We start from the raw sequence: 16,124 nt of genomic DNA, 5'->3' as shown, positions 1-16,124 counted from the left end.
CTTTCCTTACACCAAATAGCCCAGGGACATTGCTCCCTTCCGGCGAATTATCATCCTGCGACCGGGTGAGGTCCTATTCCGAGCGAATTGATTCCGGTCTTGCCCGCGCGGGTTCGCGGAAGTTTGCAGGTCCGCTGTGTACCGTGTGCACGGAGTTTCCGAATGGGCGTTTTCCGCTGAGCGTTCCTGCTGAGCGACGGACGGGAGGGCATGGCGTGGTGGTGACCGAGGAGTTGGCCGACGAACTGCCTGTGGAGGCGGTGGCGGAGGCCAAGGCCAGGGCGGCGACCCTGCTGCTCGCGTTCCGGCACGGCAACCAGATCGCGTTCGACCACGAGCTGGACCTGCTGTTCGCCGAGCACGCCGAGCGCGAGGTGACCACCCTGCTCACCTGGATCGCCGCCGAGGCCGTCCGCAAGGCGTACGCCCCCGAGGTCGGCGACCGGGTGCTGCGGGCGATGGCCCGGCGCGCCCCGGAGGACACCGGCGCGGTCGAGGTGGACGAGGAGACCGCGAACGCCGCCCGGCTGATCGAGGCGGTGGCGGCCGGCGAGGTGGCCGAGGTGCGCGGTCTGGTGGCCGCGACCCCCGACACCACCTTCCTGCTCGGCGGTCTGCTGCAGGGTGTCGCGATGATGCTGCCGCTGCTGCCCGACGGTGAACTGGCCGAGATCACGGCCGAGTTGCGCCGTCGGCACGGCGGCGCCGCGCATGTGCCGGAGGCCCGGGCCGGGGTCTGAGCCCCGGCCCGGGCGGCCACGAGCCGCGGCTCGGGGCCTGTGCGGCCCTACGGCATGGCGTGCAGGTGCGAACCGATGGTGTTCGCCACCGGGTTGCCCGCCTTGGCGTCCCAGTTGGTCGACCAGGTCATCGCGCCGCCGATGCCCGGCCACGTGGTGTCCGGCTTGTAGCTGCCGCAGTTGGTCCCGGAGGCCAGGCAGTCCAGCGCGTTGTTGACCGTACCGGCGGCGAGGTACCCGCCGCCGGCGGCGCTGGTGGAGGCCGGCACCCCGAGCCCCACCTGGTCGGGCCGCAGTCCGCCCTTGAGCTGGATGCAGGCCAGCGCGGTGAGGAAGTTCTCGGTGCCCTGCGAGTAGACGTTCCCGTCGCAGCCGTTCATCGCGCCGGAGTTGTAGTACTGCATGTTGACGATGGTGAGGATGTCCTTCACGTTCAGCGCCAGTTTGAAGTACTCCATGCCGGTCGACTGCATGTCGATCGTCTGCGGCGCCATGGTGAGGACGAATCCGCTCCCCGCCCTCGCCGCGAGGGCGTGCAGCGCCTGGCCCATGGAGGTGGAGCTGATGCCGTTCTCCAGGTCGATGTCGATCCCGTCGAAGCCGTAGCCCCGCATCAGGGCCCAGGCGGTGTCGGTGAAGTTCGCGGCGGAGGCGGAATCGCCGACCCAGACCGTGCCGTTCTGCCCGCCGACGGAGAGCACCACCCGTTTTCCGGCCGCCCGCTTGGCCGCGATGTCGGCCTTGAACTGGGCGTCGGTGTAGCCGCCGAGGCGGGAGGAGAGGGCGGGGTCGAGGGTGAAGCTCAGGCCGCCGCGGGTGGCGGTGGCGTCCGCGAAGGAGACCGCGATGATGTCGTAGGCGGCCGGGACGTCGCTGATCCGCTGGACGGTGGCGCCGTTGTCGAAGTTCTGCCAGTAGCCGGTGAGGATGTGCTTGGGCAGGCCCGGGGGCTTGGTCGGGGTCGACGTCCCGGTGGGGGTGGGGCCGCCGGTGTCCGTGGCGGTGGCCGTCGGGCTCGGCGACGCGGTGGCGGTGGCGGTGGCGGTGACGGTCGGGCTCGGGGACGGCTGCGGTCCGCCGGGCCCGAGCAGCGAGACGTCGTCGGCGGCGAAGGCCGGCTGCCCGTACCAGCCGTGCAGGTAGACGGTGACGCTGGTGGTGTTCGGGCCGGTGGTGAAGCTCGTGCTCAGCTGGGTCCAGCCGGTGCCGCCGGGGGTCCAGGTGCTCGGATCGGTGCCGCCGGTGCCGCGGGCGCCCAGGTAGACGTACGAGCCCTGGACCCAGGAGCTCAGGGTGTACGCGGAGGAGGGCTTCACCGGGACGCTCTGGGTGCACTCGCCGGTGTCGCTCCCGCCGGGGGCGGACCGCAGGGCGTAGGTGCCGGAGTGCGCGCTGGTGCTCTGGGCCGTGCCGCTCGAACAGGTCCAGCCGGACAGGTTCCCGGTCTCGAAGCCGCCGTTGACGATCAGGTCGGTGTCGGCCGCGTGGGCGCCGGTGCCGCCGGCCAGGGCGAGTCCGCCCAGGCCGACGGCCAGGGCGCTCACTCCGGCGAGCAGCGAACGGACGGCGCGCGGGCGCCGGTGTCGGGCAGGTGGCATGACTCCATCTCCAGTGGGGGAGGCCCGGCGGCGCCTCGTGGGGGAGGAACGCCGTCCGGGGTGTCGATGGTGCGCGTGCGGGAGCTACCGACAACTCAAGTCCCGGTCGGGAACGGAGACTTGCCTCACAAGGTGGAGTAGACCAATTCTGCTGTCAAGAGCGCCTGGGCGAGGACCTAGGCGGCCGACAGCTCGGACTCGACCTCGGCCGACCCGGCGATCGCCGAGGTCAGCGCGGCGATCCGGGCCGAGGCCAGGCCGTCGCCGTACGGGCTCGGGGTGGCCGCCAGTCGGGCCAGCCGCTCGGGGGTGTCGGAGAGCCAGGCGCGGGCCAGGGTGCCCAGCTCCTCGCCGGGCCGCACCAGCGCGGCGAAGCCGGCCGCCACCGCCTCCGGGCGCTCGGTGGAGCGGCGCACCACCAGCAGCGGGCGGCCGAGCACGGTGCACTCCTCCTGCACGCCGCCGGAGTCGGAGACCAGCAGCGCCGCGTGGCTCGCCAGGCCCAGGAAGTCGCCGTAGCCGACCGGGCCGGTGACGGCCAGCCGCTCCAGCAGGCCGTCCAGACCGAAGCGCTCGACGGCGGCCCGGGTGCGCGGGTGCATCGGGAACAGCACCGGGGTGCCGGCCCGGGCGATCCGGTCCAGCTCGGCGAGCACCGCGCCGAGCGCCTCGGCGGTGTCGGTGTTCTCCGGGCGGTGCACGGTGGCCAGCACGTACCCGTCCGGGCGCAGCCCGTGCGCGGCGAGCAGCGCGGCGCGGGCGGCCTCGTCCGGCAGCTGACGGCGGACCACCTCGACGACGGTGTTGCCGGTGAGCTCGATCCGCTCCTCGGCCAGCGACTCGGCGCGCAGGTTGGCGACGTTCTCCCCGGTGGCCGCGCAGAGCAGGTCGGAGACGTGGTCGACCATCACCCGGTTGTGCTCCTCGGGCATCGCCCGGTCGAAGCTGCGCAGCCCGGCCTCGACGTGGACCAGCGGGATCCCCCGGGCGTTGGCGGCCAGCGCCCCGGCCAGGGTGGCGTTGGTGTCGCCCTGGACGACCACGGCCGCGGGGCGGTCCTCGGCGAAGGCGGCGTCCAGCTGGCCCAGCGACTGGGCGATCTGGCCGGCCCGGGGGCGGCCGCCGACACCGGTGAGCAGCTCGGGCGCGGGCAGGTCGAGGTCGCGCAGGAAGCGGCCGGACATCGCCTCGTCCCAGTGCTGGCCGGTGTGCACCAGCCGGGTGGCGTCGCCGAGCTCGTGGATCAGCGGGGCGAGCTTGACCAGCTCGGGGCGGGTGCCGAGGACGACGGCGACGCTGGACGGGGGCAGGCACGGGCTCATGCGGGACTCCGGTGGGGCGTGGGGGAGGGGAAGCGTGGGGGCGGCTCAGGACTCGAGCGCGGTGGGGGCGCCGAGGGCGACCTTCTCGGCGTTGCGGCGGGTCTTGGCCCAGCCGTTGCGGCCGAGCAGCATCCGGACCGCGGCCCGGGTGGCGACCACGAACAGGTGGTAGGCGTAGAGCCAGACCAGGAAGCCCCAGAGCAGTCCGGTGAGCCGGCCGCGGTCGGGGTGGACGGCCCTGCGGTAGGCGAAGCCCCAGAACACCATCGGCAGCGTGGCGAGCACGAAGGCGAGCAGCATCCACGGGCCGAACCTGAGCTGGAAGTCGGCGGTCTCGGCCGGGAAGAGCACCAGCCCGGCGCCGGTGATCCCGAGCGAGAGCGGGAAGAGCAGCACCAGCAGGACGCAGACCACCGGCTGGAGGAAGGTGTACAGCACCTCGGCCTTGCCGGACGGGGTGTAGTGCGGCGAGCGCAGCACCCGGCCGGTGTAGCGCAGGCACTGCATGTTGCCCTGGGCCCAGCGGGTGCGCTGGGTGAGGAAGCGGCGCAGCGAGATCAGGCCCTCCTGGGAGACCTGGGCCTCGGTGACGTGGGTGAGCCGCCAGCCGGCCAGCCGCAGGTCGAGGCCGGACTCGTAGTCCTCCAGCAGGGCGCGCTCCGGCCAGGGGCGGCCGGCCCGGCCCTCCTCGGCGGTCAGCGAGTCGAGGGCGGTGAGCCGGACGAACTGGCCGTTGCCGCCGAGGCCGACGCTGCCGGTGCGGCGGCGCAGCAGCTGCATGCCGGTGTTGGTGGCCTGGAACTCGACGTCCTGCATCCGCACCAGTGCGCGGGCCAGGGCGTTGGCTGCCCGGCCGCGGCCGGGCAGCGGGAGCTCGTCGTCGGCGTTGCGCATCCGGACGCCGATCTGGACGGCGCCGGTGTCGGGCCGGCCGAGCGCCTTGGCGTTGCAGACCTGGGCGAGGGTGCCCGGGTCGAGCCGCCCGTCGGCGTCGACCACGCCGATCACCACCCGGGAGCGGTCGGTGCCCTCGGGCAGCCAGGCGGAGATCGCCCGGTAGGCGGCGTTGAGGGCGGCGCCCTTGCCGATCCGGGCGTGCGGGCGGCGGCGCTGGACCAGGTGGATCCGCGGGTCGCGGGCCGCGGCGGCGAGCACCAGCTCGCGGGTGGCGTCCTCGCTGTCGTCGTCGATCACCCACAGGTGGGCCTCGGGCGCGGAGGCCCGCAGGCCGTCCAGGGTCTGGGTGACCACGGCCTCCTCGTCGCGGCAGGGGATCACCAGGTGCCACCGGAAGGCGGCGGGGTCGCCGGGCTCGGCGGGGCGGCTGTGCCGGAAGGCGTGCCGGGAGCCCGCCCAGTACACGAGGAAGCGTCCGAAGACCAGCAGCATGTAGCCGACGAGTCCCAGGGAGATCAGTCCGGCGACACCGACGACGGTGTCCTGGCGAAGCACGATCCACTCGTGCAGGGCGTCGGGCATGGCTCAGCGCTCCTCGTGATCAAAGGCAGATGACTCCTGTCGGTTGCGATATCGATGCTTCATTGCGGGTCAAATCGCTAAATCAATAGTAAAGGGAGGAAACTAGCTGATCATGGGAGAGAACGGGCAAAGTGGTCGTTCTCACCCCGTGAGGAGGACCCCCCGGCGCTCCGTAGACTGTGGTCGTGAGCGACAAGGCCGACCCGAACCCGTACACCATCCGCCCCGCCGACGGCGGCACCGGCGACGCCCTGCGCGACGTGGAGGCGGAGCTCTCCAAGCGCTGGCCGGAGAACAAGCTGGAGCCCTCGCTCGACCGGATCGAGGCGCTGATGGACATCCTGGGCCAGCCCCAGCGGTCCTTCCCCTCCATCCACATCACCGGCACCAACGGCAAGACCTCCACCGCCCGGATGATCGAGCAGCTGCTCAACGCCTTCGAGCTGCGCACGGGCCGCTACACCAGCCCGCACGTGGAGTCCGTCACCGAGCGGATCAGCCTGGACGGCGCCCCGATCACCCCCGAGCGCTTCGTCGAGGTCTACCGCGACATCGAGCCCTACGTGCAGATGGTCGACGCGGCGCAGCCGGTGCCGATGTCCTTCTTCGAGGTGCTGACCGGCATGGCCTACGCGGCCTTCGCCGACGCCCCGGTGGACGTCGCCGTGGTCGAGGTCGGCATGGGCGGCTCCTGGGACGCCACCAACGTCATCGACGCCGCCGTCGCGGTGATCACCCCGATCGGGCTGGACCACACCGACAAGCTCGGCGAGACCACCGGCGAGATCGCGGTCGAGAAGTCCGGGATCATCAAGTCCGGCGCCGTCGCCGTCGTCGCCCAGCAGCAGCTGGACGCCGCCCAGACCATCCTGCGCCGCGCCGTCGAGGTGGACGCCACGGTCGCCCGCGAGGGCATGGAGTTCGGCGTGATCCGCCGTGAACTCGCCGTCGGCGGCCAGCTGGTGACGCTGCGCGGACTCGGCGGCGAGGAGTACGAGGACGTCTTCATCCCGCTGCACGGCGAGTACCAGGCGCACAACGCGGCCCTCGCCCTGGCCGCGGTCGAGGCCTTCTTCGGCGTCGGCGGCGCGCGCGGCGGGCAGCTGGACGTGGACAAGATCCGCCAGGCCTTCTCCGGCGTCTCCTCGCCGGGCCGCCTGGAGGTCGTCCGCCGCAGCCCCACGATCGTCCTGGACGCCGCCCACAACCCGCACGGCGCCCGCGCCACCGTGGCCGCGCTCACCGAGTCCTTCGGCTTCACCCGGCTCGTCGGCGTGATCGGCACCTCCGGGGACAAGGACGTGGCCGGCGTGCTGGAGGCCTTCGAGCCGATCCTGGCCGAGGTGGTCATCACCCAGAACTCCACCCACCGCGCGATGGACGTCGACGCGCTCGCCGCCCTGGCCGTCGAGGTCTTCGGCGAGGACCGCGTCCAGGTGGAGCCCCGCCTCGACGACGCCATCGCCGCCGCCGTCACCCTCGCCGAGGAGGAGGGCGACCTCGGCGGCGCCGGGGTGCTGGTCACCGGTTCGGTCATCACGGTGGGCGAGGCCCGCCTGCTGCTCGGGAGGAAGTGACATGAGGACGCTCTGCTCCTCGACGCTGATCGGCGAATTCTTGTTGATCATGTTCGCGGCGCTGGTCGCGATGCGGCTCTCCGATGTCTCCACCGCGGAGATCTGGACGGTCAGCGGCATCGCGATGGCGCTGTGCGTGCTGCTCTGCGGCATGATCAACCGCCCCGGCGCGGTGCAGATCGGCTGGGCGCTGCAGATCGGACTGATCGCCGCCGGCTTCATCCTGCCGACCATGTTCGGCCTCGGCGTGGTCTTCGCCGGCCTGTGGTGGTGCTCGGTGCACTACGGCCGCAAGGTGGACGAGTTCAAGGCCGCCCGGGCCGCCGCGGAGGCCGCCGCCGTACAGGTCTGAGGCCCGGACCGGCGGACCGACACGCCGTGTACGCAAGGTAACCTCTGCCCTGTCGGCGCCGCTCGTCGCCCGACTGTCTGCCGAACCTGTCTGCCGAACCGAATCCCCAGGAGACGCACCGTGTCCCAGCGCACTCTCGTCCTGCTCAAGCCCGACGCCGTCCGCCGCGGCCTGGCCGGCGAGATCATCAGCCGCATCGAGCGCAAGGCCGGCTGGCGGTTCGCCGCCGTCGAGCTGCGCACCTTCGACCGGGCGACGCTGGAGCAGCACTACGCGGAGCACGTCGGCCGCCCGTTCTACGAGCCGCTGCTGGAGTTCATGACCTCCGGCCCGTCGATCGCGCTGATCGTCGAGGGCGAGGAGGTCGTCAAGGGCATCCGCATGCTGGCCGGCGCCACCAACCCGCTGGAGGCCGGGGCCGGCACCATCCGCGGCGACTACGCGACGATCACCCGCGAGAACCTGATCCACGCCTCCGACTCCCCGGAGTCCGCCGAGCGCGAGATCAAGATCTTCTTCCCCGCGCACGCCTGATCAGGCGGGCGGGAACCGGGCGACACGCCCGGCGGGACGTTAGTACCGCCCCGGTCGGGACCATTGGCCCGGCCGGGGCATTCTTATCGTGAAATAGGGAACTGGGGGTGCCGACACGGCGTCCCAATCCTCGGAGATGCGATCACGCCCCGGACAATGGACGGCATGCCCCACGTCGACGTCCGTACCGCGAGGCGTGACTACGATGGACGCGACTCAAGGGCCCGGTAAGGCAGCTCAGCTGGTCTCCGCCCAAGCGTGGGCGCGCGCATCCGTCCACCCCCCCATGAACTCCGAGCCCGGGAAGGCACCCACACCCCATGGCGAGCAACCTGTCGTTCATCGGCCGCGACTTGGCGATCGACCTCGGAACAGCCAACACGCTGGTGTACGTCAGGGGCAAGGGCATCGTCCTGAACGAGCCGTCCGTCGTCGCGGTGAACACCAACACCGGCGGGATCCTCGCGGTCGGCGCCGAGGCCAAGAAGATGATCGGCCGCACCCCGGGCAACATCGTCGCCATCCGCCCGCTCAAGGACGGCGTGATCGCCGACTTCGAGATCACCGAGCGCATGCTGCGGTACTTCATCCTCAAGATCCACCGCCGCCGCTACCTCGCCCGCCCCCGCGTCGTGGTCTGCGTGCCCTCCGGCATCACCGGCGTCGAGCGCCGCGCCGTCATCGAGGCCTCCTCGCAGGCCGGCGCCCGCCAGGTGCACATCATCGAGGAGCCGATGGCCGCCGCGATCGGCGCCGGCCTGCCCGTCCACGAGGCCACCGGCAACATGGTCGTCGACATCGGCGGCGGCACCACCGAGGTCGCCGTGATCTCGCTCGGCGGCATCGTCACCGCCCAGTCCATCCGGGTGGCCGGCGACGAGCTGGACAACGCGATCGTCCAGCACATCAAGAAGGAGTACTCGCTGCTCCTCGGCGAGCGCAGCGCCGAGCAGATCAAGATGAGCATCGGCAGCGCCTTCGGCCTGGAGGGCGAGAAGGACGAGCACGCCGAGATCCGCGGCCGCGACCTGGTCAGCGGCCTGCCCAAGACCGTGGTGATCTCCGCCGCCGAGGTGCGCGAGGCCATCGACGAGCCCGTCAACTCGATCATCGACGCGGTCAAGACCACCCTCGACCAGTGCCCGCCCGAGCTGGCCGGCGACGTCATGGACCGGGGCATCGTGCTCACCGGCGGCGGCGCCCTGCTGCGCGGCCTGGACGAGCGGCTGCGCCGCGAGACCGGCATGCCGATCCACATCGCGGAGAACCCGCTCGACTCCGTCGCCCTCGGCTCCGGCAAGTGCGTCGAGGAGTTCGAGGCGCTCCAGCAGGTACTCGACGCCTCGCCGCGTCGTTGACAGGCCGCCGCACCACCGGCACCACGCGTCACATCCGACACTCGACTGAACGGGCCGCCGCCCGGGCCCCACAGCCCCGGGCGGCGGCCAGGTACGAAGGGGCAGTACCAGCACCGTGAGGGACACACGAGAGAGCCGGCTGCTGCTCATCCTGCTGGTGGCCGTCGCCTTCGCGCTCATCACCGTGGACATCAAGGGCGGTGAGGACTCCCCGCTCGGCCCGGCCCGGCACGCCGCCGCCAGTGTCCTCGGACCGGTCGAGCGCGGCGCCGCCACCGTCGTGGACCCGGTCGCCGACACCGTCCGCGCCTTCCGGGACGCGGCCACCGACAGCGGCCGCACCGACCAGCTCGCCCGCGAGAACACCGAACTGCGGCAGAAGCTCGCCTCCTCCGACATGGCCACCGGGCGCACCAAGCAGCTGGACGACCTGCTGCGCACCGCCGGAGCCGGCGGCTACACCGTCAAGGCGGCCCAGGTCATCGCGATCGGCCCGGCCCAGGGCTTCTCCTGGACCATCACCATCGACGCCGGCAGCGACGACGGCCTCACCCGCGACATGACGGTGATCAACGGCCAGGGCCTGGTCGGCCGGATCACCACCGTCGCCCCGACCACCGCCACCGTGCTGCTCGCCTCCGACCCCGGCTTCTCGGCCGGCACCCGACTGGAGGGCACCGGCGAGATCGGCTTCGCCTCCGGCGGCGGCGACAGCCCGATGAAGGTCTCGCTGCTCAACGGCAAGGCCCAGGTCAAGGCCGGCGACCGGCTGGTCACCTTCGGCTCGCAGAGCGGCCGCCCCTTCGTGCCCGGCGTCCCGGTCGGCAAGGTCGTCGAGGTCCAGGCCAACGCCGGCCAGCTGACCAAGACCGTCCTGGTCGAGCCCTTCGTCCAGTTCACCCGGCTGGACCTGGTCGGCGTCGTGGTCGTGCCGCCGCGCGCCGACCCGCGCGACGCCGTCCTGCCGCCAGCCCCCGCCGCGGGCCAGCCGACCGCCGCACCGGGCCAGGTCCCGGCCTCCGCGCCCGGCCCGGCCCCGGCCACCGCGCCCGCCGCCCCGCCCGCCAAGCCCACTGGGGGGAACTGAGCCATGCGCCTCGCCCGCATCCCCGTCTCCGCCTGCCTCGTCCTGTTCGGCCTGATCCTCCAGGTCAGCGTCTTCGGCCGGCTCCAGCTCCCGGGAGCCACCCCGGACATACTGCTGCTCGTCGTGGTCGGCCTGGCCATGGTCTACGGGCCCACCGGCGGCTGCCTGGTCGGCTTCGCCGGAGGCCTGCTGGCCGACCTCGCACCGCCCTCCGACCACGCGATCGGCCGCTACGCCCTGGTGCTCTGCCTGATGGGCTACGCCGCCGGACTGCTGCGCCCGGACCACGGCCGCCAGCGCTCGGTGGCCGGCTCGCTGCTGGTCGTCGGCGCCGCGGCGGTCGCCTCCACCCTGCTCTACGCGATGGTCGGCGCCCTGGTCGGCGACACCGCGGCCCGGCACGTCGGCCTCGGCGGACTGGTGATCAGCGCCCTGCTGTACGACCTGCTGCTGGCGCCCTTCGTGGTGCCGCTGGTGATGTACCTCGGCCGCCGCTTCGGGCGCGACCCGGTGGCCGCCGCGGACGACGACGAGAGCGGCTCCGGCCTCGGCACCCTGGCCCGCTACCGCACCACCCGCGAGGCCTCGTCCGGCCCGTCGTACAAGAAGCGGCGCCTGCCCGGCTTCGTCCGCCGCCCGTAACCGGTCCGGCCCCGACACCCGACCTCCCGACCTCCCCGCATCCTGGAGCGCACGAGACGTGAGCAACATCCCCGAGACCGGCCGCACCCGGAGGGTGACGATCCGTCTGGTGGTGCTGCAGATCCTGGTGCTGTCGCTGCTCGCCACCCTCGGCGGGCGGCTGTGGTACCTGCAGATCCGCAACGCCAAGGAGTACACCGCCAAGGCGACCGGCAACCACATCCGCGAGGTGGTCGAGCCGGCCGTCCGCGGCGAGATCCTGGACGCCTCCGGGCGGGTGCTGGCCGGCAACGAGACCCGGCTGGTGGTCTCGGTCAGCCGCACCTCGCTGCTCCAGCAGAAGGACGGCGGCAAGGCGGTGCTGTCCCGGCTGGCCGAGGTGCTGGGGATGCCCGCCAAGGACGTGCAGGAGAAGGTCCGGCTCTGCGACGCCAAGACCCCGCAGCCCTGCTGGAACGGTTCGCCGTACCAGCCGATCCCGGTCACCAAGGAGGCGACCACCCAGCAGGCGATGCAGATAATGGAGCGCCGCGAGGACTTCCCCGGGGTCACCGCGCAGCCCACCGCCGTGCGCCGCTACACCGGCGCCGAGGGCGCCAACATGGCCCAGGTGCTCGGCTACCTCTCGCCGGTCACCGACGAGGAGGTCGGCAAGACCGCCGCCAAGACCGGCCTGGACCGCTACCTGCCGGCCGACCAGATCGGGCGGGCCGGCCTGGAGTCGGTGTACGACCGCGACCTGCGCGGCACCGCGGGCATCACCAAGCTGGAGGTCGACAACCTCGGCCGGGTGATCGGCAACGCCGGCACCGTCGCCCCGCAGACCGGCGACAACCTGGTCACCAGCATCGACGCCCGGGTGCAGAAGGTGGTCGAGGACAACCTGGCGCAGGCCATGAACGACGCCCGGAACACCTTCGACAAGGTCACCAACCGCAACTACGAGGCCGACTCCGGTGCCGCCGTGGTGATGGACGTGCACACCGGGCAGATCATCGCGATGGCCAGCGCCCCGACCTACGACCCGAACCTCTGGGTGGGCGGCATCAGCGGCAAGGACTACCAGGCGCTGACCAGCAAGGAGTCCAACTTCCCGCTGCTGAACCGGGCCATACAGGGTCAGTCCGCCCCCGGTTCGACCTTCAAGGTCATCTCCACCACCGCCGCCGTCCAGGCCGGCTACTCGCTGGACGGCACCTACCCGTGCCCCAAGAGCATGGTCATCGGCGGTCGCGAGTTCAAGAACTTCGAGAGCGAGAGCTTCGGCTCCATCACGCTGGAGAAGGCCCTGGAGGTCTCCTGCGACACCGTCTTCTACGGCCTGGCGAACGACCAATGGGTGAAGGACGGCGGCATCAAGCCGAAGAAGGAGCCGGGCGACTGGTTCTTCAAGACCGCCCACCAGTTCGGCCTCGGCGCCAAGACCGGCATCGACCTGCCGTCCGAGGTGACCGGCCGGGTGCCGGACCGGCAGTGGAAGCAGTCCTTCTACGACAACAACAAGGACGCCTGGTGCGCCCAGGGGCAGAAGGGCGGCAACAGCTACTCCGACCAGATCGCCCGGGAGAACTGCGTCGACGGCTACCAGATGCGCGCCGGTGACGCCGTCAACTTCGCGATCGGCCAGGGCGACACCCTCGTCACCCCGGTCCAGATGGCCCGGATCTACTCGGCGCTGGCCAACGGCGGCACCTTCTACCGGCCGACCATCGCCAAGGCGGTGATAAACCCGGGCGGGGACCTCGTCCGCGAGATCGCCCCGCAGGCGGACGCCAAGTTCCCCGGCGACGAGAAGCTGCTGAGCTACATCAACCAGGCCACCGAGGGCGTCGTCAAGAGCGGTACCGCCGCCTGGAAGTTCTCGCAGGCCGGCTGGCCGCAGGACAAAATCGCGCTGCACGCCAAGACCGGCACCGCCGAGGTCGAGGGCAAGCAGACCACCTCCTGGCTGGCGACGTACAGCAAGGACTACGCGATCGTCATGACGATAAGCCAGGGCGGCACCGGCTCCGGCGGTTCCGGTGACGCCGTCCGCCGGATCTACCAGGCGATGTACGGCGTGGACGACAAGGGCAACGTCGACAACACCAAGGCGCTGCTGCCCGCGCCGCAGGCCGAGCTGCCGAAGTTCAACCCGGACGGCACCGCGATCATCAAGCCGGTCTCGTACGGCGCCGACGCGGCGCCGGGCGCCCAGGCCCCGGCCGCCGCACCGGCTCCGGCGCTGCTCGACACGGCCGCCGCCCGGCCGGCCCCCGGGCTGCTCGACGCGGCCGCCGCACCGGCCCCCGCGACGGCCTTCCTCGACCAGGCGCCACCGGCCGACCGCCCGGCGTCGTACACCGCGGCCGACGCCGCGCTCGAACCCAAGCGCGGACCGGGAAGGGGACGGGCATGACCTCCTACGGCTCGTACCGGCAGCTGCGGCTGGCCCCCCAGCGCAGCGGGGTCTCCAAGGCCCTGGCCAAGGACTCCCCGCTCTGGCGGCTGGACTGGATACTGCTGCTCGCCGCGCTGGCCCTCTCGGCCGGCAGCTCGCTGCTCGTCTGGTCGGCCACCCGCGGGCGCGACTCGCTGACCCACGGGGACCCGCAGTACTTCCTGTACCGGCACCTGACCAACTTCGTGGTCGGGCTGGTGCTGTGCTCCGTGGTGATAGCGATAGGGAGCCGGCGCTTCCGCACGATCGTGCCGTTCCTGTACGTCGGCGTGATCCTGATGCTGCTGGCGACGCTCAGCCCGCTGGGCTCGACCATCAACGGCGCGCACTCGTGGATCCAGCTCGGCGGCGGCTTCTCGATCCAGCCGGCCGAGTTCGCGAAGCTCGCGATCGTGCTGGCGATGGCGGTCGTGCTGTCCGACCAGGTGGACGCGGGGGAGCGGGAGTTCCCCTCGCACCGGGCGGTGTTCCGGGGACTGCTCTGGGCCGGGCTGCCGATGGCCATAGTGATGCTCATGCCGGACGCCGGCTCGGTGATGGTGATGGCCGCGATCGTGCTGGGCATCCTGCTCGGCTCGGGCGCGGCGAACCGCTGGGTGCTCGGCCTGCTGATGGCGGGTGCCGCCGGGTGCGTGGCGATCTGGAAGTTCGGGCTGCTGAGCCAGTACCAGATCGACCGCTTCGCCGCCTTCGCCAACCCGCAGCTGGACCCGAACGGCGTCGGCTACAACACCGCGCAGGCCCGGATCGCGATCGGCTCGGGCGGGCTGACCGGCAAGGGGCTGTTCCACGGCACCCAGACCGTCGGGCAGTTCGTGCCGGAGCAGCAGACCGACTTCGTGTTCACCGTGGCCGGCGAGGAGCTGGGCTTCGTCGGGGCGCTGGCGATCATCGCGCTGGTCGGCGTCATCCTCTGGCGGGCCTGCCGGATCGCCCGGCAGGCGACCGACCTGTACGGGACGATCGTGGCGGCCGGGGTCATCGCCTGGCTGTCCTTCCAGGCCTTCGAGAACATAGGGATGTGCCTGGGCATCATGCCGGTCGCGGGCATCCCGCTGCCGTTCGTCTCGTACGGCGGCTCCTCGATGTTCGCGAACTGGATGGCCGTCGGGCTGCTCCAGGCGGTGCGGAGCCAGCGGCCGATAGCGGCCTGAGCGCGCCGCGCGGCGGGGCCGGTCGGGGACTTCCCGGGCCGGCCCCGCCGTCGTGTCCGGCCCCTGCGCCCCGCCCGGCCGGCGGCGGTCGCCAACTCGCTTTCATGGCGGGCGAGTCGGGCGGATGCGGGAGTGCCCTTCGGGCAGCCCGGCGGCCCGGTCCGGCCCGGGCTACCGGAGGAGGCAGTCGGCGGTGCCGAGGACGGCCCGGGTCTGGTGGGCGAGCTGCTCCTGGACGGGGACCCAGCGGGCGCCGAAACGGTGGCGCAGCCGGTCGAGGCTGTCGGTGACGACGGCGCGGGCGCGGTCGCGGGCGGCCTCGGCGGCGGGGCCTCGGGCGTCGGCGAGCAGCCGCAGCAGGACCGACGCGACCCGCAACGGCACGCGGGCCGCGACCAGTTCGGCGGTGGTCACCCGGGAGGTGGTGAGCGGCTCGGCGCCCCAGCGCTCCAGCCACTCCTCGGCCACCCGCGGGGCGACCGCCAGGCTGGACCCGGCGGTGCGCAGCAGCGGGCCGTACGCCTCGTGGCCGTGGGCCTCGTCCCGCCGCGCGGCGACGCCCGGGAGCAGGGCGGCGAGCTCCCCGGCACGCGCGGTGAGGTCGCGGGCGGCCGCCGCGAGGGCCTGCGCCCCGGCCGGGTGGGGACGGGCGTCGCCGACCGCGTCGACGGCCCACATCGGGACCTCCAGCACCGCGGTGACCGCGCCGTACCGGGCCGCGTACGACCAGGTGGACAGCTCCGGCTCGTCTGGCAGGGCCCGGGAACCCCCGGCGCCCGGGGACGGCATCAGATAGGTGCCGGGGTCCGGGCTGGCCCAGCCGATCGCGTCGTAGGAGTCCACGTCGAGCGGGACGCCGGCCCGCTGCGCGGAGCGGGCGAAGCGCCCGGCCAGGCCCCGGACCGGGCGGGTGAGCTGGGCGAACGCGCCACCGAAGTCCACCCCATGCAGCGAGCACTGGAGGAAGGGGCGCAGCTCGTCGATCAGGCCGGTCAGCGCCAGGCTCTCCGGCATCGGCGGGCGGCCGGAGCCGGCGGCGGGCAGCAGTTCGGGCTGCTCCTCGAAGGAGGGGCGGAAGAAGTGCTCGTAGTGGCGCCGCATGGTGAGCGGGCCGTCCAGCCAGCCGGCGTTGAGCGCGGCACCGTCCGGGTCGAGGCAGAGCAGCAGGTGCCAGGAGAGACCGGGGCGGGCGGGGCGGTCCAGCAGCACCTCGGCGAGCCGGACGGTCCCCGCGGTGCCGATCGGCTCGTTGGGGTGCGGGCCGCCGACCACCAGCACCGCGTGCGGCCCGCGGTCCACGGAGAGCAGCATCAGCGGGCGCCCGGCCCGGGAGCGGCCCACCTCGCGCAGCCGGCAGCGGTCCGGGTGCCGCAGGGCGAGCCGCCGGGCGGCGGACTCGGCCTGGGCCGGCGTGGGGTAGCGGGCCGGCCGGGCGTCGAGGGGCCGGAGGGGGCGGATCCGCCGACCGGTGTCGGTCATGGTTCTCCTTGCGCCGGTCGTACGGCCGCCGGGGCGCGGGCGTGCGGGTGCGCCGCCGGGCACGGCGTGCGGGCGGGGACGAGGGCGGGTGCGGGGACGGGGCGGGGCGCCGCGGGCCGGGGACGGCGGCCGAGCGGAGCCGGGACGGGGCCTGGCGGGGCGGACGGGGCCGTGCCGGAGCAGCCCCGTGGTGAGGGAGGTCGCGCCGGCCGGAAAACGGACGGGGGCCGAGCGTACGACTCAACTTCCTTGTCCGGAAGGGGTGCAGGTCTCTTTGGCGGAGCCCTGTCAGTACCGCACGGCCCGTCCGGGCGTGTCAACGGCGGACGGCGCCGCCCGGCGGGCGCGCACTGCGCGTGCCG

General features: G+C 72.8%; 13 protein-coding genes. 9 read left to right on the top strand and 4 right to left on the bottom strand.

Going from position 1 to position 16,124, the window contains the following annotated elements:
• Positions 1–215 precede the first annotated feature (215 nt).
• Positions 216–740 carry a hypothetical protein gene (locus ACFWP2_RS28580; RefSeq protein WP_380456615.1) on the top strand — a complete coding sequence of 175 codons (525 nt, stop codon included), beginning with the start codon at positions 216–218 and terminating at the stop codon, positions 738–740.
• Positions 741–787: 47 nt separating this feature from the next.
• On the opposite strand, the gene ACFWP2_RS28575 is transcribed toward ACFWP2_RS28580, so the two are convergent.
• From ACFWP2_RS28575 to ACFWP2_RS28565, 3 genes are all read right to left on the bottom strand, one after another.
• On the bottom strand, positions 788–2,338 hold the full coding sequence (locus ACFWP2_RS28575) for a chitinase (RefSeq protein WP_380456613.1): 1,551 nt from the start codon (positions 2,336–2,338) through the stop codon (positions 788–790).
• Positions 2,339–2,514: 176 nt separating this feature from the next.
• On the bottom strand, positions 2,515–3,660 hold the full coding sequence (wecB, locus tag ACFWP2_RS28570; RefSeq protein WP_380456611.1) for a non-hydrolyzing UDP-N-acetylglucosamine 2-epimerase: 1,146 nt from the start codon (positions 3,658–3,660) through the stop codon (positions 2,515–2,517).
• A gap of 45 nt (positions 3,661–3,705) precedes the next feature.
• Complete coding sequence (locus ACFWP2_RS28565) at positions 3,706–5,139, bottom strand: glycosyltransferase family 2 protein (RefSeq protein ID WP_380456609.1); 1,434 nt, start codon at positions 5,137–5,139, stop codon at positions 3,706–3,708.
• 185 nt (positions 5,140–5,324) lie between these two features.
• Here ACFWP2_RS28565 and ACFWP2_RS28560 point away from each other — a divergent pair, with 185 nt between their 5' ends.
• The 8 genes from ACFWP2_RS28560 (at position 5,325) to rodA (ending at position 14,283) form a co-directional block, all read left to right on the top strand.
• Entirely contained in the window at positions 5,325–6,716 is a 1,392-nt protein-coding gene (locus tag ACFWP2_RS28560; protein ID WP_380456607.1) for a bifunctional folylpolyglutamate synthase/dihydrofolate synthase, read from the top strand.
• Position 6,717: 1 nt separating this feature from the next.
• On the top strand, positions 6,718–7,068 hold the full coding sequence (locus ACFWP2_RS28555) for a DUF4233 domain-containing protein (RefSeq protein ID WP_380456605.1): 351 nt from the start codon (positions 6,718–6,720) through the stop codon (positions 7,066–7,068).
• 120 nt (positions 7,069–7,188) lie between these two features.
• Positions 7,189–7,602, top strand: coding sequence for a nucleoside-diphosphate kinase (gene ndk, locus ACFWP2_RS28550; protein ID WP_380456603.1), 414 nt, complete (start codon positions 7,189–7,191; stop codon positions 7,600–7,602).
• Positions 7,603–7,934: 332 nt separating this feature from the next.
• Positions 7,935–8,960 (top strand): rod shape-determining protein, encoded by a 1,026-nt coding sequence (locus tag ACFWP2_RS28545; RefSeq protein WP_031076009.1) that lies wholly within the window; start codon positions 7,935–7,937, stop codon positions 8,958–8,960.
• Between the two features lie 115 nt (positions 8,961–9,075).
• Positions 9,076–10,047 carry a rod shape-determining protein MreC gene (gene mreC / locus ACFWP2_RS28540; RefSeq protein WP_380456601.1) on the top strand — a complete coding sequence of 324 codons (972 nt, stop codon included), beginning with the start codon at positions 9,076–9,078 and terminating at the stop codon, positions 10,045–10,047.
• Between the two features lie 3 nt (positions 10,048–10,050).
• A complete protein-coding gene (gene mreD, locus ACFWP2_RS28535; RefSeq protein ID WP_380456599.1) occupies positions 10,051–10,689 on the top strand; it encodes a rod shape-determining protein MreD in 639 nt (212 codons plus the stop codon).
• Positions 10,690–10,747: 58 nt separating this feature from the next.
• Positions 10,748–13,087 (top strand): penicillin-binding protein 2, encoded by a 2,340-nt coding sequence (gene mrdA, locus ACFWP2_RS28530; RefSeq protein ID WP_380456597.1) that lies wholly within the window; start codon positions 10,748–10,750, stop codon positions 13,085–13,087.
• Positions 13,084–14,283 (top strand): rod shape-determining protein RodA, encoded by a 1,200-nt coding sequence (rodA, locus tag ACFWP2_RS28525; protein WP_380456595.1) that lies wholly within the window; start codon positions 13,084–13,086, stop codon positions 14,281–14,283. Before mrdA ends, rodA begins: the two co-directional genes overlap by 4 nt.
• 171 nt (positions 14,284–14,454) lie before the next feature.
• Here rodA and ACFWP2_RS28520 read toward each other — a convergent pair whose 3' ends face one another.
• Complete coding sequence (locus ACFWP2_RS28520) at positions 14,455–15,762, bottom strand: M14 family zinc carboxypeptidase (RefSeq protein ID WP_380456592.1); 1,308 nt, start codon at positions 15,760–15,762, stop codon at positions 14,455–14,457.
• Positions 15,763–16,124: the final 362 nt, after the last annotated feature.

It is taken from the genome of Kitasatospora sp. NPDC058444 (genome assembly GCF_042721415.1).
Lineage (GTDB): Bacteria > Actinomycetota > Actinomycetes > Streptomycetales > Streptomycetaceae > Kitasatospora.
The sequence above is the reverse complement of the archived record's forward strand: the minus strand, read 5'-3'. Positions and strand labels throughout refer to the sequence as shown.

Coding starts and splice junctions, on each gene's coding strand:
- ACFWP2_RS28575 (WP_380456613.1), bottom strand. CDS start 2,338: ATGCCACCTGCCCGACACCGGCGCCCGCGCGCCGTCCGTTCGCTGCTC.
- wecB (WP_380456611.1), bottom strand. CDS start 3,660: ATGAGCCCGTGCCTGCCCCCGTCCAGCGTCGCCGTCGTCCTCGGCACC.
- ACFWP2_RS28565 (WP_380456609.1), bottom strand. CDS start 5,139: ATGCCCGACGCCCTGCACGAGTGGATCGTGCTTCGCCAGGACACCGTC.
- ACFWP2_RS28555 (WP_380456605.1), top strand. CDS start 6,718: ATGAGGACGCTCTGCTCCTCGACGCTGATCGGCGAATTCTTGTTGATC.
- mreD (WP_380456599.1), top strand. CDS start 10,051: ATGCGCCTCGCCCGCATCCCCGTCTCCGCCTGCCTCGTCCTGTTCGGC.
- rodA (WP_380456595.1), top strand. CDS start 13,084: ATGACCTCCTACGGCTCGTACCGGCAGCTGCGGCTGGCCCCCCAGCGC.
- ACFWP2_RS28520 (WP_380456592.1), bottom strand. CDS start 15,762: ATGACCGACACCGGTCGGCGGATCCGCCCCCTCCGGCCCCTCGACGCC.